This is a genomic window from Pseudofulvibacter geojedonensis (assembly GCF_042675745.1).
Taxonomy (GTDB): domain Bacteria; phylum Bacteroidota; class Bacteroidia; order Flavobacteriales; family Flavobacteriaceae; genus Pseudofulvibacter; species Pseudofulvibacter geojedonensis.
Window position 1 is genome coordinate 79,315 of the sequence record NZ_JBHTJM010000006.1, and the last position, 25,172, is coordinate 104,486.

The 25,172-nt window shown below is 31.3% G+C and carries 25 protein-coding genes and 1 tRNA gene; 11 read left to right on the forward strand and 15 right to left on the reverse strand.

What is annotated here, in order from left to right; translation table 11 throughout:
• Positions 1-39 precede the first annotated feature (39 nt).
• Genes ACFQ1O_RS05370 through ACFQ1O_RS05380 form a run of 3 tightly spaced genes read right to left on the reverse strand, consistent with a single transcriptional unit; the run spans position 40 to position 2,105 of the window.
• Positions 40-543, reverse strand: a complete 504-nt coding sequence (locus tag ACFQ1O_RS05370) for a DUF6702 family protein (RefSeq protein ID WP_377714117.1) — start codon at positions 541-543, stop codon at positions 40-42.
• Positions 544-599: 56 nt separating this feature from the next.
• Positions 600-1,343, reverse strand: a complete 744-nt coding sequence (locus ACFQ1O_RS05375) for a carboxypeptidase-like regulatory domain-containing protein (protein WP_377714119.1) — start codon at positions 1,341-1,343, stop codon at positions 600-602.
• A 3-nt stretch (positions 1,344-1,346) separates the two neighbouring features.
• Entirely contained in the window at positions 1,347-2,105 is a 759-nt protein-coding gene (locus ACFQ1O_RS05380) for a carboxypeptidase-like regulatory domain-containing protein (RefSeq protein ID WP_377714121.1), read from the reverse strand.
• A gap of 101 nt (positions 2,106-2,206) precedes the next feature.
• Between ACFQ1O_RS05380 and pepE the strand changes: the two genes are divergently transcribed.
• Both pepE and ACFQ1O_RS05390 read left to right on the forward strand, forming a co-directional pair.
• Positions 2,207-2,914 carry a dipeptidase PepE gene (gene pepE / locus ACFQ1O_RS05385; RefSeq protein ID WP_377714123.1) on the forward strand — a complete coding sequence of 236 codons (708 nt, stop codon included), beginning with the start codon at positions 2,207-2,209 and terminating at the stop codon, positions 2,912-2,914.
• Between the two features lie 6 nt (positions 2,915-2,920).
• Complete coding sequence (locus tag ACFQ1O_RS05390) at positions 2,921-3,370, forward strand: nuclear transport factor 2 family protein (protein ID WP_377714125.1); 450 nt, start codon at positions 2,921-2,923, stop codon at positions 3,368-3,370.
• 46 nt (positions 3,371-3,416) lie between these two features.
• On the opposite strand, the gene ACFQ1O_RS05395 is transcribed toward ACFQ1O_RS05390, so the two are convergent.
• Positions 3,417-3,492: transfer RNA gene (locus ACFQ1O_RS05395), tRNA-Gly, on the reverse strand.
• Positions 3,493-3,643: 151 nt separating this feature from the next.
• Between ACFQ1O_RS05395 and ACFQ1O_RS05400 the strand changes: the two genes are divergently transcribed.
• Entirely contained in the window at positions 3,644-4,519 is an 876-nt protein-coding gene (locus ACFQ1O_RS05400) for a T9SS type A sorting domain-containing protein (protein WP_377714127.1), read from the forward strand.
• On the opposite strand, the gene ACFQ1O_RS05405 is transcribed toward ACFQ1O_RS05400, so the two are convergent.
• The gene (locus ACFQ1O_RS05405) at positions 4,514-4,939 is read right to left on the reverse strand and encodes a GNAT family N-acetyltransferase (RefSeq protein ID WP_377714129.1); all 426 of its coding nucleotides are present in this window, start codon (positions 4,937-4,939) and stop codon (positions 4,514-4,516) included. The two genes, ACFQ1O_RS05400 and ACFQ1O_RS05405, sit on opposite strands and share 6 nt — an antisense overlap.
• A 94-nt stretch (positions 4,940-5,033) precedes the next feature.
• Between ACFQ1O_RS05405 and ACFQ1O_RS05410 the strand changes: the two genes are divergently transcribed.
• From ACFQ1O_RS05410 to ACFQ1O_RS05420, 3 genes are all read left to right on the forward strand, one after another.
• Positions 5,034-5,990, forward strand: coding sequence for a GNAT family N-acetyltransferase (locus ACFQ1O_RS05410; protein WP_377714131.1), 957 nt, complete (start codon positions 5,034-5,036; stop codon positions 5,988-5,990).
• A gap of 90 nt (positions 5,991-6,080) precedes the next feature.
• Entirely contained in the window at positions 6,081-6,848 is a 768-nt protein-coding gene (locus tag ACFQ1O_RS05415) for a M48 family metalloprotease (RefSeq protein WP_377714133.1), read from the forward strand.
• A 134-nt stretch (positions 6,849-6,982) separates the two neighbouring features.
• Positions 6,983-8,485, forward strand: coding sequence for a L,D-transpeptidase family protein (locus ACFQ1O_RS05420; RefSeq protein ID WP_377714135.1), 1,503 nt, complete (start codon positions 6,983-6,985; stop codon positions 8,483-8,485).
• Here the strand turns inward: ACFQ1O_RS05420 and ACFQ1O_RS05425 are convergent.
• From ACFQ1O_RS05425 to ACFQ1O_RS05435, 3 genes are all read right to left on the reverse strand, one after another.
• On the reverse strand, positions 8,474-9,205 hold the full coding sequence (locus ACFQ1O_RS05425) for a murein L,D-transpeptidase catalytic domain family protein (protein ID WP_377714137.1): 732 nt from the start codon (positions 9,203-9,205) through the stop codon (positions 8,474-8,476). The genes ACFQ1O_RS05420 and ACFQ1O_RS05425 overlap by 12 nt on opposite strands.
• Positions 9,206-9,506: 301 nt before the next feature.
• Positions 9,507-9,929, reverse strand: coding sequence for an ankyrin repeat domain-containing protein (locus ACFQ1O_RS05430; RefSeq protein ID WP_377714139.1), 423 nt, complete (start codon positions 9,927-9,929; stop codon positions 9,507-9,509).
• A gap of 199 nt (positions 9,930-10,128) precedes the next feature.
• Positions 10,129-10,527, reverse strand: coding sequence for an ankyrin repeat domain-containing protein (locus tag ACFQ1O_RS05435; protein WP_377714141.1), 399 nt, complete (start codon positions 10,525-10,527; stop codon positions 10,129-10,131).
• A 255-nt stretch (positions 10,528-10,782) separates the two neighbouring features.
• Here ACFQ1O_RS05435 and gpmI point away from each other — a divergent pair, with 255 nt between their 5' ends.
• The 5 genes from gpmI (at position 10,783) to ACFQ1O_RS05460 (ending at position 14,772) form a co-directional block, all read left to right on the forward strand.
• Complete coding sequence (gene gpmI / locus ACFQ1O_RS05440) at positions 10,783-12,297, forward strand: 2,3-bisphosphoglycerate-independent phosphoglycerate mutase (protein ID WP_377714143.1); 1,515 nt, start codon at positions 10,783-10,785, stop codon at positions 12,295-12,297.
• Between the two features lie 109 nt (positions 12,298-12,406).
• Positions 12,407-12,811 (forward strand): BT0820 family HAD-type phosphatase, encoded by a 405-nt coding sequence (locus ACFQ1O_RS05445; protein WP_377714145.1) that lies wholly within the window; start codon positions 12,407-12,409, stop codon positions 12,809-12,811.
• Between the two features lie 6 nt (positions 12,812-12,817).
• Complete coding sequence (map, locus tag ACFQ1O_RS05450) at positions 12,818-13,621, forward strand: type I methionyl aminopeptidase (RefSeq protein WP_377714147.1); 804 nt, start codon at positions 12,818-12,820, stop codon at positions 13,619-13,621.
• A 2-nt stretch (positions 13,622-13,623) separates the two neighbouring features.
• On the forward strand, positions 13,624-14,397 hold the full coding sequence (locus ACFQ1O_RS05455; RefSeq protein ID WP_377714149.1) for a class I SAM-dependent methyltransferase: 774 nt from the start codon (positions 13,624-13,626) through the stop codon (positions 14,395-14,397).
• Positions 14,398-14,400: 3 nt separating this feature from the next.
• Positions 14,401-14,772, forward strand: coding sequence for a DUF423 domain-containing protein (locus ACFQ1O_RS05460; protein ID WP_377714151.1), 372 nt, complete (start codon positions 14,401-14,403; stop codon positions 14,770-14,772).
• Here ACFQ1O_RS05460 and ACFQ1O_RS05465 read toward each other — a convergent pair.
• The 7 genes from ACFQ1O_RS05465 to ACFQ1O_RS05495 all read right to left on the reverse strand — a co-directional run bounded on the left by ACFQ1O_RS05465 (position 14,752) and on the right by ACFQ1O_RS05495 (position 25,127).
• Positions 14,752-15,744, reverse strand: a complete 993-nt coding sequence (locus ACFQ1O_RS05465) for an FAD:protein FMN transferase (protein ID WP_377714153.1) — start codon at positions 15,742-15,744, stop codon at positions 14,752-14,754. The genes ACFQ1O_RS05460 and ACFQ1O_RS05465 overlap by 21 nt on opposite strands.
• Positions 15,745-15,746: 2 nt before the next feature.
• Positions 15,747-16,124 (reverse strand): Na(+)-translocating NADH-quinone reductase subunit F, encoded by a 378-nt coding sequence (locus ACFQ1O_RS05470; RefSeq protein ID WP_377714156.1) that lies wholly within the window; start codon positions 16,122-16,124, stop codon positions 15,747-15,749.
• Positions 16,125-16,145: 21 nt separating this feature from the next.
• On the reverse strand, positions 16,146-16,976 hold the full coding sequence (locus ACFQ1O_RS05475; RefSeq protein ID WP_377714159.1) for a DUF4249 domain-containing protein: 831 nt from the start codon (positions 16,974-16,976) through the stop codon (positions 16,146-16,148).
• Between the two features lie 5 nt (positions 16,977-16,981).
• The gene (locus ACFQ1O_RS05480; RefSeq protein WP_377714161.1) at positions 16,982-19,357 is read right to left on the reverse strand and encodes a TonB-dependent receptor; all 2,376 of its coding nucleotides are present in this window, start codon (positions 19,355-19,357) and stop codon (positions 16,982-16,984) included.
• 74 nt (positions 19,358-19,431) lie between these two features.
• Positions 19,432-20,796: a DEAD/DEAH box helicase gene (locus ACFQ1O_RS05485; protein WP_377714164.1), complete on the reverse strand. Its 1,365-nt coding sequence runs from the start codon at positions 20,794-20,796 to the stop codon at positions 19,432-19,434.
• A 103-nt stretch (positions 20,797-20,899) separates the two neighbouring features.
• Positions 20,900-21,763, reverse strand: a complete 864-nt coding sequence (locus ACFQ1O_RS05490; protein WP_377714167.1) for a T9SS type A sorting domain-containing protein — start codon at positions 21,761-21,763, stop codon at positions 20,900-20,902.
• Between the two features lie 25 nt (positions 21,764-21,788).
• Positions 21,789-25,127 carry a M43 family zinc metalloprotease gene (locus ACFQ1O_RS05495; RefSeq protein WP_377714169.1) on the reverse strand — a complete coding sequence of 1,113 codons (3,339 nt, stop codon included), beginning with the start codon at positions 25,125-25,127 and terminating at the stop codon, positions 21,789-21,791.
• Positions 25,128-25,172: the final 45 nt, after the last annotated feature.

The window sequence follows — 25,172 nt, forward strand, 5'->3', positions numbered from 1 at the left end:
TGAAAATAAACAATTTTACAGTTGCTTTATAAGAATTTATTAAAAGTTTAACAGGTCGGAGGTATTATCAGACATAAAAAGAAAACTTTTCTTGGTTCCGTTAACATTCAAATGTGTAATATTCTGTTGATTATCAAAAACATCTAATAATAATTTATTAGTTATTTTTATTTTTTTAATATCTATAACGTTCTCTATTTCAAAATAAAAATAAAGCTGATCGTCTTCTTTTTCATTTCCTAAAAATACAGCTTCTGCTACTTGACCGTTTAACTCTACTATAAGTTTTTTCGAAAAGTATTTTTGAATGTAGTAATTCACCAATTCGCTATTCTTTTCTTCTCCTAAAACTACTTTTAAATCGTACCTCTCTAATAGCATTCTTTCAAAATCATCTATAAATATCCTCGCTGTTATTTGTACTGATTTTTGATCTTGTATATAATTAATATCTGTTACACTAACGTAGTATTTGTGCAATGAAACAAAACTACTTGTTACAATAAATAAAACTAGAAATGATATTTTTTGAAGTGCTCTCATAAGTGTATTTAACTTATCGTTAATTTCTTAATTACAATAGTACAAATACTAAGCCATTATTTTTCATCTTTATTAATTTTTAAATACTGATGAGACTTACTTTCTAAAAACTCATAAATAAGTACTTCACTTTTTGTATTTACAATTTGTGTAAACAATTTATCTTCTGAAGCAAAAAATATAAAGTCATAAACTTTATCTTCAGGAATATAAAACGTGTAAACAATATGCTCTTTAAAACTAGAAAAGACCTCATCCTCTAATTTAGTTTTCTTATACAAAGTAACCTGCTTCTTTAACCGTTTGGTTCTCCCCGATAGAGCATTAATTAATGCGTCTACTATTGTAGATTTTGCTGTTATTAGCCTTCTTTCAGGTTGACTTGGTGGCACTACATGTGCATTTGGCAACCTTAATGTTTGTGCTGTTATTTGCTTTTTAGTTTTTATGCTTTTAGTATCAGATAACAAATTTCCGGATAATTTTGGTTTAATAAAGACTTCATCTAGCTCGTTAATTTGTTCTTCTAACAATACAAACAATTTTTCTTTTATATTCTCTGAAGTAATAACTACACTAGTAAGTTTGTATTGAATAGCGCTAAACACCAAGGTATCGTTAACTCTAGCTGGTATTTTAAACAATCCGTTTTCATCTGTAATAGTATACTTTTGGTAAGTTTTGTTAAATACATGTATTCCATCATTATCGATTGAGTTACTTACCTCTCCATTTAAAATTTGTTGCCCAAAAACTAGAACAGGAAAAACAATCATTATGATTAAGATATATATGCGCATGGGTTATTTAAAAACTTTCCTTAAAGTTAACATTCTATCAACTAACATAAATTTATTATCTGCTAAAAAATAATTATTAGAATACATATCAACTTGACAAAAATCAACAAATCTCTGATAATCTTCTTCTTTTAATTTTAAATCTAATAACAAAAAACGCTCTCCAAAATTCTCTTTTAAATAAGCTACAGTCAAAACCGGTCTATTCACAACCAACTCTTTTTTTTGCGGTTTACTCCCTTTAATTGCTTTAAAAAGGCCTGTTACTAAAGGCATTAAATTGACCCCTCCATTTAGCTTTGGTAAAGCTTCATTTTCTACTTCGGACTGAGAATCTCTAGGTAAAGGACCAATGTCTATTATCAATCCCTCAAACTGAGCACTATAATCTACTTTTTGTTCTGTTTTTATGTTTTTTGCATCTGCAGCTAGATTGCCTGTTAATTTATAACCTATATAAACCTCTGCCAATTCATTCAATTGCTCCTCTAATAAAACATATAAATCTTCTTTTATTGTTTCTTCGGTTAACACTACAGATTTCAGTTTAAATTGAATAGCAGTAAAAACAATAGTATCATTTACTTTAGCTTGTATCTCAAATTCACCGTTTTGATTGGTTATAGTGTATTTCTGATGTGTTTTATTAAACACATGTATTCCATCGTTATCTGTAGGGTTAATCACCTTACCCTTTAATAAAGTTTGCCCCCAAGAAATAGATATTAAACAGAAAAATATTAGTGTTAACAGTTTTTTCATAAGAGTAAAGAACGCTTCTATTCTGTTAAACAAATGTTTAATAGCGCCCAAACTTTTGTTAAAGCTTTTAAAAATGTATTTTTACAGAAAGACTTCAACACATGACTAAAGCCATTATTGCCAGTACTTCAACAATTCACGGAAGCACTTATTTAGAATATTTACTACCAACTCTTAAAGAACATTATTATAATTGTTCTGAAATTGTGTTTATTCCATTTGCTAGACCAAGTGGTATTAGTCATGAAGAGTATACTTTAATTGTTAAAAAAGCATTTTCGCAAATCAACATTCAAGTAAAGGGCCTACATGAATTTGACGATTACAGCAATGCTATTAAAAACGCTCAGGGCATTTTTACGGGGGGAGGCAACACTTTTTTATTAGTTTCTCAACTATACAAAAACAATTTAATAGAACTTTTAAGGACTACTATTTTAGCAGGAACCCCATATTTAGGAACGAGTGCTGGAAGCAATATATGCGGATTAACCATGAGCACTACAAATGATATGCCTATAGTTTACCCTCCTAGTTTTAAAACCCTAGGTATTATTCCCTTCAATATCAACCCTCACTACCTAGATCCTGACCCGACATCTACCCATAAAGGAGAAACTAGAGAAACCCGAATTAAAGAGTTTCATAAATTTAATACTATACCTGTAGTTGGTCTTAGAGAAGGAAGTTGGTTAACTGTAGACGATAAAACTATTACTTTAAATGGAAACCTCGATGCTCGTATTTTTGAATGCAATAAAATTCCTTACGAAGTAAATACAGGACAAGATTTAAGTGACCTAAATTAAATAGTTATGACACAAAAAGAAACCATAGAGAAATTTTACAAAGCTTTTCAAGAACTTGATGTAAAAACTATGAACTCTTGTTATCATAAAAACATAGAATTCACAGACCCTGGTTTTGGAACTCTATATGGAGATGAAGCTAGAAATATGTGGATAATGATTTGTGAAAGAGCTAAAAACTTCAGTCTTACTTATTCTAAATTAACAGAATCTTCGGCTCATTGGGAAGCTAAATATGATTTCTCTAAAACAAGAAGAAAAGTTCATAATAAAATAGATGCTTATTTTGAGTTTAAAGATGGACTAATAATTAAACACCTAGACACATTTAATCTTCATAAATGGGCTAGTCAGGCTCTAGGATTTAAAGGCTGGTTGTTAGGAGGCACACCTTTCTTCAAAAAGAAACTTAACAGACAAACAAAACAAATGCTTGTAAAATATATGCAAAAATAAATTGCATAAAAAAAGATCATCTTTTCAGATGATCTTTTTACCACTTTGGAGCGAGAGACGAGGTTCGAACTCGCGACATTCAGCTTGGAAGGCTGACGCTCTACCAGCTGAGCTACTCTCGCATTCTGAGGGCAAATATAAGACGATTACTTTATTATTTCCAAACATTTTTTCAAAAAAAAACACCCTAAGCAAGCAATCAACTAAAAATCAATAAACTAAAAAAGTTATTTTTTTTATATTCGTCCATAATTTTACCCAAAACTAAGATTAATGTTTACTCGATTTACTCTAATTGCTATTAGCTTAATAGCAACAAATTATGTTTTTTCTCAATCTGTTATTAATTGTAATCAAACATCCGAAACACTCAACGGCTCTCATATTGCCATTAATCAATCTTATCCTAATGGAAGTGTATCAGGTTGCTATACCAATATACCGTTTGTAACTAATAGCTCAGCAGTAGCTTTTGTAAACAACAGTAGTTATACTATTGCTTTTACGCCTCCCATTCAACAAGTAGATTTTGAAATGATAGGCATATCAAGTGATTCTAACGATACGTTTACAATTAATGTTAACGGAATTAACCCGACTACTGACTCTAATACTTATTTAACAACTAATAGTAGTGAAGGAAACCCCGTTTTTGACAATTCATCTAATATTATACAAAGCCATGATACTGGTATTCAGGTTACTGATAATCTAATACGTTTAGCTCAAAATACAAATAATACTTATAGTGAAGGTGGAGGAACTCTTTCTGTAAAAAATGAAATTACTGGTATTTCTTCTGTCTCATTTACATTCACCGAAACCGGAAGTTCTATCTTTCCGCCAGATTCAGCTGCTTTTGAAATATGGCTTAAACAATCATTAAGTGTAACAAACTATCAGAATGATTTATTTCAGATATACCCTAACCCAACAGTAAATAATACTTATATTGGTTTACCTAATACTGTTTCAAAAGCTAAAATTGAAATTTTCTCTTTAACAGGAAAAAGAATTTATAACAATACAAGTACAAATATCGAAGGTCAAATAAAACTCAATACTTCTTCTTTATCTAACGGAATGTATTTTTTAAAAATAACAACTGATTTAGGTGTAGGTCTTAAAAAACTTATGAAACAATCATAAAGTTTTATAAAAATGATAACCATAAATTTCGTATCCCTCGTTATAATAAAATTTATGAGATGGGTAATTCTGTACATAAGTATTTAACTCACTCGTCTTACAACCTTTTTCTTTAGCATAATTATGTATCCAATCAAAAAAACGCTTTCCTAACCCTTTGCGTCTATAATTATTAGCTATATATACATGATCTGGTTCAACACTCTTTCCTGAATAATGTCTCGTCATAAACCATAATCCTGCCATACCAATTAATTCATCTTCATAATACATTCCTATGCATTCATAATTTTGAGTAACCATTTCTAAAAATCGCTCTTTCAATATGTCTTCATGTACCTTACCCTTAGTATATTCTACCATAAGAGGTAAAATAGTTAATATATTAGATGGCGCTATTTTTTTTATTTGTATTTCCATAATTAAAAGAACTAAAAATACTATGTCTTATTATCATTATGAAACTAACATTTTTTATTGATTAATATTTATTTTTGAAGTAAATTTTTCCCACATGAGAATTATCGAAACTGAAAGAATTTATTTAAGAGAATTCAATTCTGAAGATGTCGCTTTTCTATACAGACTAAATCAAGATGAAGATGTAATGCAGTACACAGGAGATGCTCCTTTTAAAAACATGAAAGAAGCAGAAACTTTTGTAGCTAACTATGATTATGAAAAATACCAAATGGGACGTTGGGCAGTTTGCTCTAATAAACAAGGTGAATTTTTAGGATGGTGTGGTTTAAAATACCATCCAGATAAAGACTTTGTTGAAGTAGGGTATAGATTCTTTAAAAAACATTGGAATAAAGGTTATGCTACAGAAGCTACCAAAGCCTGCATTAATTATGGTTTTAATGTCTTGAGAGTTCAAGAAATTTTTGCTTTTGCAAATTCTCTAAATATTGCTTCTTGTAAAGTAGCTGAAAAAGCAGGAATGGAGTTATTAGATGAAATAATTCATGAAGGAAACCTTACTAAGCAATACAAAATAAATAATACTACTATACAAGTAAAAGAAATCTCAGCTTCTGAAACTTATCCTATTAGGCACGAAATTTTACGTAAAGGGAAATCAATTGAAAGTTGTTATTTTAACGGAGACAACTTAACTTCTACATTCCATATAGGATTATTTTACTTCGGAAAGTTAGTAGCAGTTGCAACATTTTTAGAGAATAAAAATTCTAATTTTAAAGATAAGATTCAATTTCAACTTAGAGGAATGGCTGTTTTACACCAATTTCAAGGTAAAAAACTAGGCAATGTTCTTTTAAGAGAAGCTGAAAGAAAAATTAAAACTCGCAATGCTACTTTGCTTTGGTGCAATGCCAGAGAACGAGCTAAAGGATTTTATACAAGAAACGGTTTTGATGTTATTGGCAAGCCTTTTGATATTACAGAAATAGGATTGCATTACTGCATGTATAAAATTATAGAAAAGGAAGTTCATCGTTTTTTCTAAGCAGTTTATAGTTTTTTACTTACAAATGTATCTTGAAGACCATAAACACTTATTTATTTTGTAACTTATATATCCTAAACTTAACCAAAAATGAGAGGAAATAAATTTAAAACCAGATTGTTAATTGGTCTTGCAATAGCTGCGTTCTTTTTCATTAAACGCTGTAATCAACAAGAAACCAATCCTTACACTGGTAGAACACAAACTATAGGAATGACTCCCGATCAAGAAATAGCAATTGGTCTAGATAGCAGAAACCAAATGGCTCAGCAACACGGGGGGTTATATCCAGACGAGCGCTTGCAAACTTATGTAGACATGGTAGGTAAGAAACTTGTTAGTTCAAGTATGGCAAGAGAAACTCCATATAAATATGAATTTCATCTATTAGCAGACGATCAGACTATCAATGCTTTTGCGCTTCCTGGTGGACAATGCTTCATTACATACGCTTTACTTGATAAACTAGAAAATGAAGATCAATTAGCTGGTGTTTTAGGACATGAAATAGGGCATGTATTGGGTAGACATTCTGCTGAACGAATTGCAGAAAGTGAATTCTGGAAAGGAATGGCTACTGCTGGTTCTGTAGGTGCAGATGCTGGAGGTTTTATAAGTGGAATAGGTCAAAACACATTACTAAAAAATGGTAGAGGTGATGAATTAGAAAGTGATGAATTAGGTGTTAAGTTTATGATAGATGCAGGGTATAATCCTGAGGAAATGATTGGTGTAATGAAAATTTTAAAAGACGCTGCTGGACCTAACAGAGTTCCAGAATTTCAAAGTACACATCCAGATCCAGAAAACAGGATTGAAAAAATAAAAGAAGCGATTCAAAAATATAAAAGACAATAGTTATAAAGAAACATTATTACATACTCGTATTTATCGGTTTAATTTTTTTAGCCTGTAAAGAAAAACTAGCTAAAGAAACTACTATAGCATTGCATCAGCCTAAAATTGAAGTTATTAAAATCAGCCCAATTGCTATGCAAGAAACCCTTACTAAGCTTGCTCTAGATAGTTTAAATGAAAAATTTAATCTAAAGCATAAAGATTCTATTTTAGCGTTTTACAAACTTAGAAATGGCAAAGCAGCATGGGGCAATATCAACAATAGAGTTACATTATTAAACATTATTAAAGAATCTGTTTTAGAAGGTTTAACCCCATCAGACTATAACGTTAAGCAAATAGAAAAAGTGGTTACTGATAGTGGTGCAGATGAAAAAGTAAATATCATTTCAGATTTATTTTTAACAGATATGTATTTAGAATACGCATATCATTTAGGTAACGGAAAAATAAGTCCAAAATCACTGTACAATGACTGGGAGTTAACTCCAAATTTATTTTCATATAATGAACAATTAAATATTTCGTTGAACGAAAACAATATCAATCAATCTCTTGATCAAATAAAACCTAAAGAAGCACTTTATAAACTATTAAAGAAACAATTAATAATAGCTAAAGAGTCAATATTTAAAGATTCTTTAAAAACTAAAATCGAGCACGGGGACAAAATTAGACCTAATAAATCTGATAAAAGAGTTATTAGTATTAGAAAACGTTTAAACGAATTAGGCTTTCTAAACGACAGCCTTGTTAATAAATCGGAATTACTAGATACCTTATTACAAGAAAGTATTGAAAGTTTTCAAAAACATAAACAACTAAAAACCGACGCTATAATTGGAAAAGGTACTGTAAACGCTTTGAATAAAAGTTATAAAGATGAATATTACAGCATACTAGCCAATCTTGAACGCTTTAGATGGTTTCCTAGAAATAAAGGTAAAGAGTATATTATTGTAAATGTTGCAGATTATAATTTAACTTATGTAAGCCCAAAAGATACAACTATACATAAAGTAATTGTTGGAAGAACCGATAGAAAGACTCCTATTTTTAGCTCTCAGATTAATTACCTCGAGTTCAATCCTAAATGGTTCATTCCGCCTACAATTAAAAATGAAGATATAATTCCTGCTGCAAGAAAAAATTCGGAATATATCTCTAATAAAAATATTACAGTGTATAATGAAAAAGGAAATAAAGTTCATCCAGACTCTGTTAACTGGAATTCTGCTATTGTTTCTAATTATAGATATGTACAAAGCTCAGGAAGTAGTAATGCATTAGGTAGAGTAAAAATTATTTTTCCTAACAAATTCTCTGTTTATTTACACGATACACCTAGTAAGTCTTTGTTTAAAAAAAATTATAGAGCCCGAAGTTCAGGCTGTGTAAGAGTTGAAAATCCTTTTGATTTATCAGCTAAATTGCTACGAGAAAAAGAAAAATATTCTAGAGCACTTATAGATACTGTAATAAAAAAAAGACATACATTAAGAGTACATCTTGATAAAAAAGTTATGGCACATTTTTTATATTGGACAGTTATTTTTAATGATAATGAACAACCTATCTATATTAATGATGTCTATAACCTTGACAACCAATTAGCCATGAAACTATTAGCTAATTAGTTTTGAACTTGTTTGGTATTTTTTATTTGGGTGGTAAATAAATAAACAAGATTTGTTCTTTATTTTAGAAATAATGGCTTTGTTTACAGCAGTTGGAACTGCTGGGCAACCTAAGCTTCTTCCTAGCCTTCCGTTTCTTTTAACAAAATCTGGATTAGCATATTTAGCTCCATGAAAAACTACATAACGCTTTCTTGCATTGTTATTAAACCCTTTTTCTTGACCATCTAAAAACATAGATAATCCATTTTTACCATAATAGGTTTCACCTGTAATGTAAAAACCTAAAGAGCTTTGATTAGAATTGTTTGTGTTAGAAAAATATTTAGCAAATTCTAAACCTGTATTTCTACCATGAGCAACAACGGTATTAAATAAAACTTTATGCGTTTGCATATCTAAAACCCACAAGCGCTTTTTTGATGAATGCAAACTAAAATCAATTATGGTTAGCGTTTTATTTTTTATTCTACCAGTAGCTTCTAATTTAGAATACCCCTTTATAGCTTGAGAAAAACTTTCTAGTTGTGGTACTGAAGTATTTTTTATTTTAAAATCTTCATACAACTCCAAAACTCTGTAAGCTTCTTCATCTAAACCAGAGTCTTTTTTTATAGTTTCTATTTTTTCTTCTTTAACGTGGGGTGAAACGCTAGTAAAAGAGGATGAAATAACAAAAACAATAAGAATTAGGGGCAGTAATCTTATATTAATATTCATAGTTTTTTTGGGGTAAAGTTGGTTTTTTTGGTCTTTTATGATACCAAATATATCAAATTAACAAGAAAATCAAAATATTATTATGTAAAAGATATAAATGATGTAGTAAAACAGGTAGTTTTTGAAGAATAACTTAAAAACACACTCTAAGTATGTGTTTTTCTTATTCTCTAAAAGAATTATATTACAAAAACATATGTTTTTAAAACAAATAACTATCTAACACCTAAAAACAAACCCTTATAAATACAAAAAAGCAACTCTCATGAGTTGCTTCTTAAAAAAGAGAAAATCCATTAAGCTATTTCCTCTTTTTCTTATTTCTTTTTTGCTTCTTTTTTTCTGAAATTAATTTAGTTAATAACATTTCTGCCTTTTTAGCTCCCGATCTTTGAGCATGAACTAAAGCTGTATTTCCTCTGCTATCCCTTGCCTTTAGCTTAGCTCCTTTAGCTACTAACATATTGATAATCTCTACTCTATTGTAACGTGCTGCATACATTAATGGTGTCATTCCACCTGAAAAAGAATTTACATCTTCACCTAATTTCAATAACTTCTTTACAGTTATTATATCGTTAGCTGCTATAGACTTACATAATGCATTGACATCTGATTTAGCTATTGCAACAACTGAAGGATTCGTAAAATTGTTTTGGTAATTTGAATTTGCAGTTGCACATACTCCATATGCCAACAACGCAGTTAAAAGAATTTTTTTCATGATTTTGTTTTTTGATTAATGATTGATATCAAATGCTATAATTAACATTTGATAATACTAATTTACAGTTTGAGTTAGTTATAAAAAAACCAGTACCAGTAAATAACACAACATTAACTAATTAGCTTTACAACTGTTAAACAAACCTTAAAAAAAACACCAATTGTTAAATTGGTGCTCTTTTTTAATTGAATACTACCTATTTCTTCCCTTGTAGGCGCTTTAACAATTTTGCAGCATTTTCTGCTCTAGATAATTTAGCATAATCTAAAGCCGTCATACCATTTTTATCTTTCTCTACTAAACGAGCACCATTGGCTACTAATATTTTTATCATCTCTACGTTGTTAAATCTTGCAGCATACATTAATGGAGTTTTACCTCCTGAAACCTGATTTACATCTTCTCCTAAGGCAATTAATTTTTTTACCATAGAAATATCATTTTTATAAACAGAAATACAAAGCGCACTTACATCTCCATAAGTTACTTTTTCAATTTTATAAGCCTTTAACATTTTCTCTAATGGGTTTTCATTATTTGCTTGAACAAATAATCCTAAGAAAACTAACACTAATAAAACAATCGATTTTTTCATGATTTTTTTTAATTTTTTAAATGAATTGATTTTTAAATTCACCTCAAAGAAACTATAGATTTCATTTATAAAAAAATGCTAAAACACCATATAACCCAAGCTTAACTAATACTTTACAAATCTCTTAAATCTGTTATAATTTGGCTTTTTCACAAAACATTAAATCTTCTTTTAGCTAATATTTATATAACATATAAGCATCATAAGCTTGAAAGCTATTTTTGTTTGTATCTTTGCGGAACTTTAAAAAGCAACATGAACAAGAAAACTTTACTTTTAATATTAGATGGATGGGGTATTCCTGAAGATCAAAATGCTTCAGCAATATATCATGCTAAAACTCCATTTATAGACCAGTTATATAACAAATATCCAAACGCCACCCTATTAACTCATGGTATGAATGTTGGACTACCTGACGGGCAAATGGGTAATAGTGAAGTAGGACACATGAATTTAGGTGCTGGAAGAATTGTTTACCAAGATTTAGCCAAAATTAATTTAGCTATAGAAAATGATTCATTAAAGAATGAAAAACAATTAACCAAAGCCTTTTCTTATGCTAAAGAAAATAATAAAAATGTTCACTTTTTAGGTTTAGTTTCAGACGGTGGAGTACATTCTCACATTAATCACTTAAAAGGATTAATTAATTCTGCTGATAACTTTGGTTTAGAAAACACTTTTGTTCATGCCTTTACTGATGGTAGAGACGTTGATCCTAAATCTGGTATAAATCACATTACAGATTTAGAAAACTTCTTAGAAAAATCGAATGCACAATTAGCATCAGTTATTGGTCGTTATTACGCTATGGATAGAGACCAGCGTTGGGAACGAGTTGCCGAAGCCTATAATTTACTCGTTAAAGGTTCTGGAAAACAAACCAGCAATATTTTAGATGCCATAAAAGATAGTTATCAAAATAATATAACAGATGAGTTTATACAGCCAATTGTAAAAACAAACAACAATGATCCTATAACAACTATTAAAAATGGAGATGCTGTTATCTTTTTTAATTTTAGAACAGATAGAGGAAGACAATTAACTCAAGCTTTAACTCAACAAGACTTTCCTGACTGGAATATGAAAACCCTAAAATTAAACTATACAACCCTTACCAATTATGACGAATCTTTTAAAGATATCAATGTTATTTTTGATAAGGAAAATATAAAAGATACTTTAGGTGAAGTTATAGCTAAAAATGGTAAGTCTCAAATACGTATTGCTGAAACAGAAAAGTATCCTCATGTTACCTTTTTCTTTAATGGAGGGCAAGAAGAACCTTTTGAAAATGAAAAACGTATTCTTTGTAATTCACCAAAGGTTGCAACTTACGATTTACAACCAGAAATGAGCTCTTATGCTGTAAAAGACGCTATTATACCTGAAATCAACAAGCAAAAAACTGACTTTATTTGTTTAAATTTTGCTAATCCAGATATGGTTGGTCACACAGGTAGTATGGAAGCGGCCATTAAATCTTGTGAAGCTACGGATATATGTGTTTCAGAAATTATACCAGCAGCGTTACAAAATGGATACACAACTCTAATAATTGCAGATCATGGTAACTGCGAAAAAATGGTTAATGAAGATGGTAGTCCTAATACTGCTCACACCACAAATCCGGTTCCTATTATTGTTGTTGACAATGATATTAAAAAGGTGAAAAATGGTGTTTTAGGCGATATTGCACCTACTATATTAAAACTATTAGGTATAGAACAACCAAAATTAATGACTCAAAGCTCCTTAATATAGGTTTTGCTAAGTCACTTACTTTAATAATACTTTTTTATAATATAAATCGATTCTAAACTCAACCCATTGTGTATTTGCACTCTGGTTCTTGATTTTGTACTTTAGCCCAATGTTAGACACTAAAATTATTGCTGTAGATTTTGATGGTACCATAGTTGAAGATGCCTACCCAGGTATTGGCAAACCTCAACTCTTTGCTTTCGAAACACTTAAAAGACTACAAAACGACGGTCATAGGCTTATTTTGTGGACTTACAGACATGGAAGAAAACTTGATGAAGCTGTTGCTTTTTGTAAAGAGAACGGTATTGAGTTTTATGCTGTAAATGCTACTTTTCCTAATGAAGTGTTTGAAGGAAAAGAAAGCAGAAAAATAGGTGCCGATATTTTTATTGATGATAGAAATATTGGTGGATTCCCTGGTTGGGGGAATATATACCAACAATTAACTAAAGAAGAAGCTCCTAACTTAAAGGGAACTAAAAAAAGTATATTTTCAAGATTATTTAAATAATTAAGAATGGTTAAATTAAAATCTCCAGAAGAAATTGAAATTATGCGCGAAAGCGCTTTGGTTGTATCTAAAACATTAGGTGTTTTAGCTTCTGAAATTAAACCAGGTGTAACAACTTTACAACTAGACAAAATAGCAGAAGAACACATTAGAGACTTAGGTGCTATTCCTGGGTTTTTAGGTTTATATGACTTTCCTAATACACTTTGTGTTTCTCCTAATGCTCAAGTTGTTCATGGCTTACCAAATAATACTCCTTTAGAGGAAGGAGATATATTATCGGTAGACTGCGGAGCTATTTTAAATGGATATTATGGAGATCATGCCTATACTTTTGAAGTAGGAGGAGTAGCTCCAGAAACTAAAAAGTTATTAGATATAACTAAAGAAAGTTTATATGTTGGTATTCGAGAGTTTAAAGCAGGAAATAGAGTTGGAGATGTAGGTTATGCTATTCAAAAATACTGTGAAGATCATGGATACGGAGTAGTTAGAGAATTAGTAGGACACGGATTAGGAAAAAAAATGCATGAAGACCCTCAAATGCCTAATTACGGAAAAAGAGGAAGAGGTAAAAAATTTAAAGAAGGACTAGTTGTTGCTATTGAGCCAATGATTAATTTAGGTACTCATAAAATTCAACAATTAAGAGATGGTTGGACTATTTTAACTTTAGACAGACAACCGTCTGCCCATTTTGAACATGATGTAGCCATTGTAAATGGTAAACCTCAACTACTTTCTACTTTTGATTATATATATGAAGCTTTAGGCATTGAAAGTAATGAAGAAGATGAATTTAGAAAATAGTTTTGAAGAAGCTTTTTAAACTCGTATTAAATACCATTCCTAGACCCTTACTAATTAGGTTAAGTTATATAGCTAGACCCATTATTGCTTTATTTTTAAAAGGTAATAAATACACCGATCCTATAGACGGTAAAAGTTTTCGCTCCTTTTTACCTTACGGATATGGAACACAGCGAAACAATGTTTTATCTCCTTCTACTCTATCATTAGAAAGACATAGATTGCTTTGGTTATACTTAAAAAATCATACTGATTTTTTTACTAATCAGGAAAATAAAAAAGTATTACACTTTGCTCCTGAACAATGTTTTTACAAGCGTTTTAGAACACAAACCAACATCGATTACACCACTACAGATCTATTATCACCTCTAGCTGATATAAAAGCAGATATATGCAATCTACCTTTTGCAGAAAATAGCTATGATATTATATTTTGTAACCATGTTTTAGAACACATTCCTGATGACACTAAGGCTATGCAAGAACTTTTCAGAGTTTTAAAACCTGGCGGAATGGCTATTCTTCAAATACCTCAAGACTTAAATCGTGATGTTACTTTTGAAGATAATAGTATCACAGATAAAAAAGAACGTGCTAAAATATTTGGCCAATACGATCATGTTAGAGTTTACGGAAAGGATTACTTTAACAAACTTCGTTCAATTGGGTTTCAAGTACAAGAAATTAACCTATCTACTTCTTTAACAACCAAAGAGATAGATAAATACTGCTTAGCAGATGGCGAAATTTTGCCCGTAGTTACCAAACCATAAACTATGATTACAGTAACTACCTTTATAATAACTGGAGCTACTTTTGGAGCTTTATCTATCGTTTTTGGAGCTTTTGGAGCTCATGCTTTAAAGAACGTTTTATCTCAAGATCAATTAAAAAACTTTGAAACCGGTGTTAAATATCAAATGTATCATGCAATTGTTTTAATAACACTTGGTTTTAATTTTGAATATGCACACCCCGTTTCATATTGGTTCTTTTCTATAGGCGTATTGTTTTTTTCATTTAGCATTTACGGTTTAGTTTTATCGGGTGCTAAAGGAAAAAAAATGAAGTTTTTAGGTCCAATTACACCAATTGGAGGCTTGTTACTACTTCTAGGTTGGTTAACCTTACTCTGGAAAGTCATTTAAAGACAAAGTCTTTATTTTCCCTTTTTCTTCGTAAATAAAATACACTTTTAGTTCTGTATGTTTCAGTAAAAAGGTTTTCACTTTATCAATACCCATAGCTTGAAACGCAGTGGCATAACCATCTGCCAACATACAACTAGGAGCTATAACCGATACGCTTAACACATTCGTTTTAGATGAATACCCTGTTTTAGTGTTAAATATATGTGCATATCTATTACCTTCTTCATCTATTTTAAATTTCCTATATACCCCAGAAGTAGCCATAGACTCATTAGTTAGCTCTATAACACGTTGAGCCTCCTGACTTCCATCAAAGTTAGGGTTATCAATACCTACTTTCCATTTACTATTTTTGGGTTTAGAACCTTTGGCAACCACTTCACCGCCTATATCAATTAAATAGTTATTTAATTGCTTAGAATCTAAAAACTCGGCCACCACATCCAACGCATAACCTTTAGCAATAGCATTAAAATCTAAAAAAGTATTTGAGTATTCTTTCTTTATGAGACCGCTTTCAATAGTTACCTTATCAAACCCCACAAACTTCATTAAACTATCAACCATTACACTGTCTGGCTTTTTACCTAACTCCTTAGGCCCAAAACGCCATAAATTTACTATATCTCCTATAGTAGGATCAAAAAAACCATTCGTCTGAGTATATAATTGTTTTGATGTCTGAAATACTTTTTTAAAATGTTCATCAACTACAATTGTTGAGTCTCCAGAATTAATCTTAGAGATATCTGAATTGGATTGATAAGTTGACATTGACTTATTAATTGCCGTAAATAAACTATCGTATTGTTTTGAATAATCTATTTGTTCTTTATCAAAAAATTGAACTGTATAGTTGGTTCCAAAAACTTGACCAGATACTGTATTATGATAAATAGTAGGCTCTTGCTTACAAGAAAAAAACAATGACACAACTGCTACTAATAAAATTACAATTACTTTCCTCATTATTAATTTAAGTCTACATCCATATCTAAAATTCCTTCATACTGCAATAAATAAGGTTGATCTAGATATACTGGATCTCCTGTTACATTTGGATTTCCTAAACCTACTCCTGCATATAAAACTTTAGCATCTTTATCTCTAGCATGTTTTCTAAAAGTCTCCATCCAAACTACATCATAATTATCTGGATCTTCAGGTAATAAGGTAGCACGAACTATTACAAAATAATATTGACCTTCTTTATCTATACATACATATTGAGGGTGCTTTTTTAGCTTACTATTAATAGCTACAAACTCAAAACCTTTTTTTTCTAAGTCTGCGCCTACTATGTTCATAGCTAAGTTGTGTAGCTCTTGTGTATTTAATGCTTTGCCCATAATACAAAAATACCAAAATATTTATTGAATTATATAGCTAGTTTTAACAACTTCAGACAATCTAAAATACCCATAAGGTTTTGCTTCCTCATTGGTTTCATTAACACAATTCCCTATAACTGGAGCTGGAGTTACTCCAAAAGGTCCTTGGTCGTCTGCTTGCTGTAACAGCAAAGACATGTAGTTATAATATCGTTCAGAAATACCCGATAATTCTATCTCAACTAAATCACCCTCATTTAATTCATCATTCTCATTATCTCCATCTTCTTTTTCATAAAACATGGTCATTTCGTTTCCATTTGTAAACTCATCATCTAACGGAAAGTAATAAGGTAAAACATCGCCTGGTTCATTAAAACGGGTTAAATAATAATTTTCTTCATCTTCTGGATCATCAAAAAAGATATTTACCTCTATCAATTCATCATCAAAACCTCCTTCAACTGTTTGCGTTATAGAGTTTATATCGCTTACAGATTTAAACTCTTCCTGTCCTTTATATACCTCATTACCGTATAAAATTTCTAATTCATAAACAGTGTTCAACTCAGGATTAAAAGTATTAGTTGTATAAATACCTTCTGTACTTTCTGAAAAAACAAAAGTAGTGTTATCTGACAACTTTCTAATTATAACTTGAGCTCCTGTAGCTGGAACAAATTGTTCATTAGAAAAATATGGAGTAGATAACGATAATTTTATTTCTTGTTCGTTTCCAACTGTACCTTTTTCCCATTCAATAGTAGCTTCTATAACTAACTTAGGAGATGACTGTGGAACATCAACATCTACTACATCTTCGCAAGATAACAAGCAGAAAGCCAATAATATGTATATATATGTCTTCATCTTTTCTAAAATTTAAAGTTATACGTTACTGAAGGAACAATACCGAAAATAGCCGTTCTTATTGCTTCATTATTGCCCGATTGTTCGTTCTGTCTAAACGAAATTGATGCAGCATTTTTTCTATTATAAATATTATATATTCCAAACACCCATTCGCTCTTCCATTTTCTATTCTTGTTTTTTCTAGGAGTCAATGTAGCCGATATATCTATTCTGTGGTATGCAGGAAGTCTATTTGCATTTCTTTCATTAAAACTTGCAATTGATAAATCTTGATATTGATATTGAGCATCTGGGTAAGTAACAGGTCTACCTGTTTGATAAATCATATTCGCACCAAAGCTCCATTTGTCATTTAATGTATAAGTACCTGTTAAAGATATATCATGACTTCTATCGTAATTAGCATTATACCATTTTCCCTTATTTATTCCTAAACCACCAACATTCCCTCCTTTAGTCTGTTGTTCTGCTTTAGATAAAGTATAGGCCAACCAACCTTTAAATTTTCCTTTATTTTTTTTAAATAAAAATTCTAGTCCATATGACCTTGATTGACCGTTTAATATTTGAGTCTCTATTTGATCTTGAGCTATTAAGTCTGCACCATCAATATAATCTATCCTATTTTTTACTGTTTTGTAATAAGCTTCAACTGACAAAGAGTATATTTTATTTTTTACATTTTGAAAGTATCCAATAGCATATTGATCACCTTTTTGTGGTTCTATAAACTTGCCGCTAGGCGTCCAAACATCTAAGGGAGTTACCGAAGTTGTGTTTGATAATAAATGAATATATTGAACCATTCTATTATAACTCAACTTAATAGAATTATCATTACTTAGCTGATAAGCTAGAGAAGCTCGAGGTTCTATATTATTAAACGATTTTATAAGTTCTCTTTTAGAATAATTTACTTCAGATATTGAATTAGAACTTTCATATATACCTAAAGAGCTATTATATATTACTGGCTGATTGTTTTCGTATACCGATACAGTTTCAGTACCTAGTCGTAAAAAATTACTAAATCTGAAACCATATTCAGCTGTTAATTTAGGCGTTAACTTATGTTCTAATGAAGCGTATAAACTGTTTTCCAATGCAAATTTATCAGCTAATTTTCTAGAATTTATACTTGAATCTTCTGAAGAAGGAGAAACATCTCCAGGATTAAATTGATAATAAATACTACCCACTCCAAAATTAAACTGTAATTTATCTGATATGTAATTCTTAAAATCATATTTAAGATTAAAGTTCTTAATATCAGATTTCCAATCTAACTTAATAAACTCTAAACCTAAATTATAATTGTATTTACTGTAGATTAAAGATAAATTAGAAAATAATTTATCAGAAAAAATATGATTCCATCTCAAATTTACTGATGCGTTTCCATAATTGTTTTCAAAAGCATTTTCAAACTTAAAAACATCTTGTCCATAATAACCTGACAAGTACAACTTATCTTTTTCTCCTAACTTGTACCCTGATTTAAAGTTGAAATCATAAAAATATGCAACATTTCCCTTTTGTTTTTCTGAAAAATTCAAGAACAAATGTCCATAAGAAGCTCTACCTGCTGCTAAAAAGGCTCCTTTATCTTTTTTTATAGGTCCCTCTGCAAGTAATCTACTAGAAATAACTCCTAAACCTCCTTCTAAATGAAATTCTTTTTGGTTTCCATCTTTCTGTCTAATATCTAACACTGAAGAAACTCTACCTCCAAACTGTGCAGGAATCCCCCCTTTATATAAAGTCACATCTTTAATTACATCATTATTAAACACCGAGAAAAAACCGAACAAATGAGATGCATTGTATATTATGGCTTCATCTAGCAATACTAAGTTCTGATCTGCAGCACCTCCTCTAACATTAAAACCAGCTGTACCTTCACCTGAATTAGTAACACCTGGCAATAACTGCAAGCTTTTTAACACATCAACTTCACCTAAAACAACCGGTATTTGTTTAATTGTTTTAGCTTTCAAATTGCTTACACTCATTTGAGGAGAAGAAATATTAAGTTTCTCTTTATCCTCAACAGTAATTACAACTTCTTCTAACTCACTAGAAGATTCTTTTAAACTAAAATTCATTTGTTGGTTATTAGTTAATTCTAACTCTTTGCTAATAGTTCCAAACCCAACATAACTAATAATTAAATTATAATTTCCTTTTGGAGCTGTAATAGAATAAAAACCATACTCATTGGTTATCACCCCAATACTAGTATCTTTTATATATACAGATGCCCCTAATAAAGTTTCTCCTGAAGATTCATCGGTTATTGTTCCGCTGACTGTGTATTTTTCTTGAGCAAATAAATTTATTCCTAGAAAAAAGAACACCAATACTAATAGTTTTTTCAATGCAGATTAATTTTGTTTAAAAATACAAAACCGTTACTTATAGAGTATAGCAACGGTTTTGATTTAAACTTTTTTTAACGTTTCTTTTTCTTATTACGTTTATTGTAGTTTTTATCTCCTCTAGTTTTTGGCTTTTTATACTTTTTAGCAATCTCTCTACGATAAGAACCTCCTTGATTTGTCTTACTATTTTTTTCGCTCTTTTCATGAAAAGCAGGACCTGGAACATACTCATCTGTCTCTCTCTTATGAGGGTTATAATGTTCCTTAATTTTTGGACGCTCTTCTGGTGTTAATTGATCTGATATTTCTACCTCTTCTGGAAATTCCATTAATGGAATTTTATAATCCATTAAAGACTCTATTGCATCTTTCGCTTCTTGTTCAGCTTCAGTAGAAAACAACAGCGACTTCCCCTCATGTTCTGCTCTACCTGTTCTACCTATACGATGCATATAGTTTTCTGGATAATTAGGAGTGTCAAAATTAATTACATGAGTAATTTCGTCTAAATCTAAACCTCGGGCCATTACATCTGTAGCTACTAAAATTCTATTTTCGCCTTCATCAAATTGCCTAATTGAACGCACCCTATAATTTTGTGTTTTATTAGAATGTATAACACATAACTCCGAATTATACCTTTCTGATAACACATCAAATAACCTATCGGCACTTTTTTTATTTGACACAAATACTAATACTTTAGAAAACTCATCTTTATCTCTCAATAAGTGAATTAACAAATTAGCTTTTGTATAAAAGTTCTTAACACTATACGATTGCTGTAATATATTATCTAAAGGAGTACCACTTACAGCTATTGATATTTTTTCTGGTGCTATAAAAAAGTCATCTATTAAAGCATCTACCTCTTGTGTCATGGTTGCAGAAAACATTATATTTTGCCTTCTGTTGGGTAGTACATCAAAAATATTAGTTAATTGAAAGCGAAAACCTAAATCTAACATTACATCTACTTCATCGATTATCAACTTCTGAATTGACTTTAATTGCAATGCTCTACTAACAGCTAAATCATATAGCCTACCAGGGGTTGCCACTATAATATCTGCTCCTTGTGCAACTGCTTGTTTTTGAGTATTGATATTAGTTCCTCCATACACCCCAAGAACGCGAACATTGATATATTTAGCCAGTTTTTCAATTTCATCTACTACTTGCAGCACCAATTCTCTGGTTGGTACCAATACTAAAACCCTTGGGTTTACTTGCTTAGAAAACTTTAAATCTCTTAAAACAGGCATCATATAAGCAAAAGTTTTACCTGTTCCTGTCTGAGCTATTCCAACTACATCTTTACCAGATCGAACTACAGAAAAGGCTTCAGCTTGAATTGGAGTCGGGTTTTCAAACCCCAAGTCATCTATAGCATATTGTAGTTGATTAGACAGATTTAAATCTTGAAAAGTTTTCATGTTAAATATTTTATGCTGCAAAGGTACACTTTTATTAATGTTTATAAACCATAAAAAAACCGGTGTAATGTTACACCGGTTTTTCTATATAAACGATTTGATATTACTGAATCATTAATCTTCTTACTTCTTTAGAACCTTCTGATTCTATTGATACCAAATACAACCCTGAAGATACATTTGATGTATTTATAGATTCTCCTTGGTAATTATCTATAGATAAAATCTTCTTTCCGTTTACACTGTACATTGACACTGATGCTGCAGTCTTTAATCCCTCTACCACAAAAGATCCTTTTGTTGGATTAGGTGATAATACTGCCTCATTTAAGTTTAGTGAAACATCGCTAGTACTTAATGCTGCAAAAGAAAAAGGAGTAGTATTTACAGTTCCTAATATATCTTGTGTACTTCCTGAAGTAGCCGTTGGGTAATTGATATTTAAAAAGTTCTCATTTGGTTCAGAACTAATTAAAGCATCACTATTATCTATTATAGATATACTTCCAGTTGTTGGTGCTCCAGATCCGGTTGTTACCTGAAATACAGCCATGATAATTGGTGTACCACTTTCTGCATCAAAAAATACATTGGTTGCCCCAGGTGTTCTTAATAACTGGTATACAAAATTTCCGCTAGATGCAGATGGACCTGCCAAGTAAGTAGCATCCCACTCGGTTGCAGGTATGGCATAATCGCACACATTACTTGCAGGTGGAGTAAACACACAATTATTAACAAAACCAGTGTTTCCTGGTAATAAATATGCTCCCCCTGCTATCGATACAACTGCCCCCATATCTGATGAGTTTCCGTTGGTTTCTGTAAAATCTGGCGTGGCTACTAATGCCATTTCTAAGTTACCATTGGCATTTGTACCAATGTGACTTAAACTGTAATTCATGTTTTGGGCTTTAACTCCAAAAGTCATTGCTAATAAAGTAAAAGCTATATATATCTTTTTCATCTCTTTTATTTCTTTAGATTTTAAATTAAGGTAATTGCTCTGTTATCATGAACAGATTAGATGGCGAACTCTGGTTATTTGGGTGTGCTAAAACAACATCTTTTAAAGTGTTGGCATCATTTCCTGAACCCTGATACTTAATTGTTCCATCTAAATTAACATCGGCCGCATCATATCCAGTATATGAATATAAATTACTATTTGTTGTATTTCCTGCTTCTGCTAATACATTATCTTTTATAATATTAGTATCGTTTCCAGAACCCTGATATCGTACTGTTGTATCGCCACTAACATTTCCTGCCCACATAGCTACAACACCTGTTGGCATACTAAAACTTGTTTGCGCATTTGTACCATTGGTTATTTGGTTATTGGCATCTGTAAAATCTACTGTAGTTGGTGTACTTGATAAAGTTATTGCCGTTGAACTCATTACCCCTAAATGATTTCTGTGCTTAATAGCTACATAATAATCTCTAGAAGTAGAGTCAAATGTAATTGCTGAGGTTCCATCTACACCCACTACATCTCCATCTCTTTGTAATAAAGCAGATTGGCTATGTACAACTGTTGTATTAGTAACATCATCTCTTAGTTCTACAAATACCCAATCAACAATAGCATCGTTACCTGTTGCATTAAATACTGATGCATTACATGCTAAAGCATCTGTATAAGGACTGGTAGTTGGTATAAACCCTCCTACTCGTAAATCATCTCGCATTAAATTTCCTCCGCCATTATTCAACATTGCTCCTTGTAAAAAGACTCTTGGTGATACTGAAATCTTAGCAAATGTCTCTGTAGTTCCAAAATAAAACTTACCATCTAAACCTGTAAAGTTTCCTGTTAACTCATGATCACTTCCAAAAGCAGCAGGAGTTAAGCTAACTATTTCTCCAACTGTTTCTCTATAAGCAACAATATCATTAATCGTTTTTCCTGGGTTTGCAGTTAACCAACCCTGAATTTCTGCATTAGTAAAGTAAAACTTAACTGAAGTATTTCCATTTGTACCATTAGTAGTGCTTGGTTTTATTGCAAAAACTTTATCCATTGCTAAATTAGGTGAAGCACTACCATTATAGGCTTGGGCTCCATTTCCTGATCTAAATACTGAGCTGGTTGTACAACCGTAATTGAATGTATCGTTATTAGTAATATCTAACATTAAATCTCCAGAAGTGCTATCTGAGGTGTATACAGTACCTGTTCCTGGCAAATTCAACAAATCATTAGTAGTTCCATCATTTACAGCTGTTTGAATTGGAGTTGCTACATCAGAAGTAACAGTAATATCATCTAACATAAAAACAAACTCATCTGCAGAAACCACATGGATAACCACATATACATTTTGATTATCAAAAGAAGATGGTATAGAATAAGTATATTCTGTCCATGGATTAGTAGGTGGTATTACATAAGGATTTGGTGTAACATATGTTATACCAGAACCATCATTGGTTGCAGATACACCAACTCTAAATCGTTCTCCTCCATTATAATTATCTGTTAAACTTTTAGCCCAAAATTTAATTTCTCCATTTGTTCCATTAGCTAAAACCGGAGTAATAGCCATATCATCATTTAAAGGTGTTCCGCTAACACTTCCGTTAGAGTTGAAACAATAAAAACCTTTGTTTCCTCCATAAGAATTCCACCCTGCATTAGAGGCAGGAGTTGTAGCACCTGGATTGAAAACAATAAAAGAACCAGTATATTGTTCATTAGTAAAGTTGGTATTATCAGATGCATAAGTTGCATCACCATCATTATCAATTAATGTCCAACTACCAATATTGTTAATTGAGAAATCTGTATAAGATTCAAAATCATCAGAAAACAATGTCACATTCTGTGTTGTAGACGGAACAACATCATCGTCTGTAATTGTTAAGGTTAGAGTATTATTAGCTCCCGCAGTAGCATCACTACCTGTTACAGTTAAACCAATTTGAATAGTTTCATCTCCTTCAACAAAGGCATCATGAAATACACGAACTGTCATATCTCTAGTTCCTGTAGCACCAGAAGCAAAAGACACGCTTGATGTCATTAATTGGAAATCTACATTATTAGAAGCAGTACCTCCTGCTACATTAAAATTAATATTAGTATTTCCGGTAGCTGCTGTACTTAAACTTACTGCAGTTGTTATATCGGTGTAAGAACACGCACTTCCCTCTGCTTGAGAAGAATTTGTAGAAGTAAAAACTACAGTAGGAGTTAAAGGAGCAGCTGTATTTGAATTAATTAACTGATCAAAACCATCTGCATTCGCAATTACAGTAGCCATTCTACCAACTTGATCAAACGTAAATAAATCCATACAAGTATCATATGAGTAATCCATGAAATTTTGTACTTGATCTAAACCAGTGCCACAAGTTGAAGTTGTTGGACATCCATTACTAGAACCTTGCTGCGTTGGTGTATCAGCGCAATAATCATCTCCACAGTTAGCATCACCCCAAATATGTCGTAATCCTATCCAGTGCCCAATTTCATGTGTTAATGTTCTACCTGCTGCATAAACTCCTCCTTGAGGATGAGGGTTTGCGACAGACCCTATAGAAGTATAAGTACAAACTACACCATCTGTTGTTGCAGCACCTCCATTTGCAGGCATACCTGGTAATGTAGAATTACTAGGAAACTGAGCGTATCCTAATAAACCACCTCCTAAGACTGCTGTCCAAATATTAGCATATCTATTTCTATCCCATATGGTAGCTTGCTTTACCCCTCCATCTAAAGCATTTGCGTCTAAAGATGAATATGAAGGATCATAATGCCTAGTTATACCTGGCTCACTTAATGGATTTCCATTTGGATCTACTGTTGCAGGTGCGAATTGAATATCAGAATCAGCTGCAACTGGGTTGGTACTACCAGCTTGATTGCTAAAATCTAAATTTAACTGATCTATTTGAGCATTGATATACTGTGCATCTAAATCTGCTGCATGTCCTTGTGATGGCGCTAATACATGAAAAATTATAGGTATTGTATAAGTAGCTCTTTGATATGTACCATTAGCTTTATCTTGAGCTATTCTGGCTCTGCGTTCTTCTATTAATGGAGCTAACCATTCCTCAAATGCTTCATTGTATTGAGACATAGTTTTACCAGACTTTTGAAGTCTTTGTTCATTCATTTCTACAGATCCACATCGAATTAAACCTTCTGAATCGTAAAATTTTTTGTTTTCTTCTGTTAATTGGTCATAAGTAATTGTTTGCCCATTAATACTACTATTATTTTCTGTAGTAGTAGCTCTTTTACTTTGAGCTTGAGTAAACGTAATACTCATTAACGTCAAGGCTACGAACGTAGCCTTAAAGGTAATTTTCTTCATTTTATTGGGTTTTTAGTCTATTAAATCTGTCGAATATATGAATTA

Coding starts and splice junctions, on each gene's coding strand:
- ACFQ1O_RS05415 (WP_377714133.1), top strand. CDS start 6,081: ATGAGAGGAAATAAATTTAAAACCAGATTGTTAATTGGTCTTGCAATA.
- gpmI (WP_377714143.1), top strand. CDS start 10,783: ATGAACAAGAAAACTTTACTTTTAATATTAGATGGATGGGGTATTCCT.
- ACFQ1O_RS05370 (WP_377714117.1), bottom strand. CDS start 543: ATGAGAGCACTTCAAAAAATATCATTTCTAGTTTTATTTATTGTAACA.
- ACFQ1O_RS05375 (WP_377714119.1), bottom strand. CDS start 1,343: ATGCGCATATATATCTTAATCATAATGATTGTTTTTCCTGTTCTAGTT.
- ACFQ1O_RS05485 (WP_377714164.1), bottom strand. CDS start 20,796: ATGAAAACTTTTCAAGATTTAAATCTGTCTAATCAACTACAATATGCT.
- ACFQ1O_RS05435 (WP_377714141.1), bottom strand. CDS start 10,527: ATGAAAAAATCGATTGTTTTATTAGTGTTAGTTTTCTTAGGATTATTT.
- ACFQ1O_RS05460 (WP_377714151.1), top strand. CDS start 14,401: ATGATTACAGTAACTACCTTTATAATAACTGGAGCTACTTTTGGAGCT.
- ACFQ1O_RS05495 (WP_377714169.1), bottom strand. CDS start 25,127: ATGAAGAAAATTACCTTTAAGGCTACGTTCGTAGCCTTGACGTTAATG.
- ACFQ1O_RS05390 (WP_377714125.1), top strand. CDS start 2,921: ATGACACAAAAAGAAACCATAGAGAAATTTTACAAAGCTTTTCAAGAA.
- ACFQ1O_RS05425 (WP_377714137.1), bottom strand. CDS start 9,205: ATGAATATTAATATAAGATTACTGCCCCTAATTCTTATTGTTTTTGTT.
- ACFQ1O_RS05405 (WP_377714129.1), bottom strand. CDS start 4,939: ATGGAAATACAAATAAAAAAAATAGCGCCATCTAATATATTAACTATT.
- ACFQ1O_RS05380 (WP_377714121.1), bottom strand. CDS start 2,105: ATGAAAAAACTGTTAACACTAATATTTTTCTGTTTAATATCTATTTCT.
- ACFQ1O_RS05475 (WP_377714159.1), bottom strand. CDS start 16,976: ATGAAGACATATATATACATATTATTGGCTTTCTGCTTGTTATCTTGC.
- ACFQ1O_RS05465 (WP_377714153.1), bottom strand. CDS start 15,744: ATGAGGAAAGTAATTGTAATTTTATTAGTAGCAGTTGTGTCATTGTTT.
- ACFQ1O_RS05400 (WP_377714127.1), top strand. CDS start 3,644: ATGTTTACTCGATTTACTCTAATTGCTATTAGCTTAATAGCAACAAAT.
- ACFQ1O_RS05445 (WP_377714145.1), top strand. CDS start 12,407: ATGTTAGACACTAAAATTATTGCTGTAGATTTTGATGGTACCATAGTT.
- ACFQ1O_RS05470 (WP_377714156.1), bottom strand. CDS start 16,124: ATGGGCAAAGCATTAAATACACAAGAGCTACACAACTTAGCTATGAAC.
- map (WP_377714147.1), top strand. CDS start 12,818: ATGGTTAAATTAAAATCTCCAGAAGAAATTGAAATTATGCGCGAAAGC.
- ACFQ1O_RS05490 (WP_377714167.1), bottom strand. CDS start 21,763: ATGAAAAAGATATATATAGCTTTTACTTTATTAGCAATGACTTTTGGA.
- ACFQ1O_RS05420 (WP_377714135.1), top strand. CDS start 6,983: ATGCAAGAAACCCTTACTAAGCTTGCTCTAGATAGTTTAAATGAAAAA.
- ACFQ1O_RS05430 (WP_377714139.1), bottom strand. CDS start 9,929: ATGAAAAAAATTCTTTTAACTGCGTTGTTGGCATATGGAGTATGTGCA.
- pepE (WP_377714123.1), top strand. CDS start 2,207: ATGACTAAAGCCATTATTGCCAGTACTTCAACAATTCACGGAAGCACT.
- ACFQ1O_RS05410 (WP_377714131.1), top strand. CDS start 5,034: ATGAGAATTATCGAAACTGAAAGAATTTATTTAAGAGAATTCAATTCT.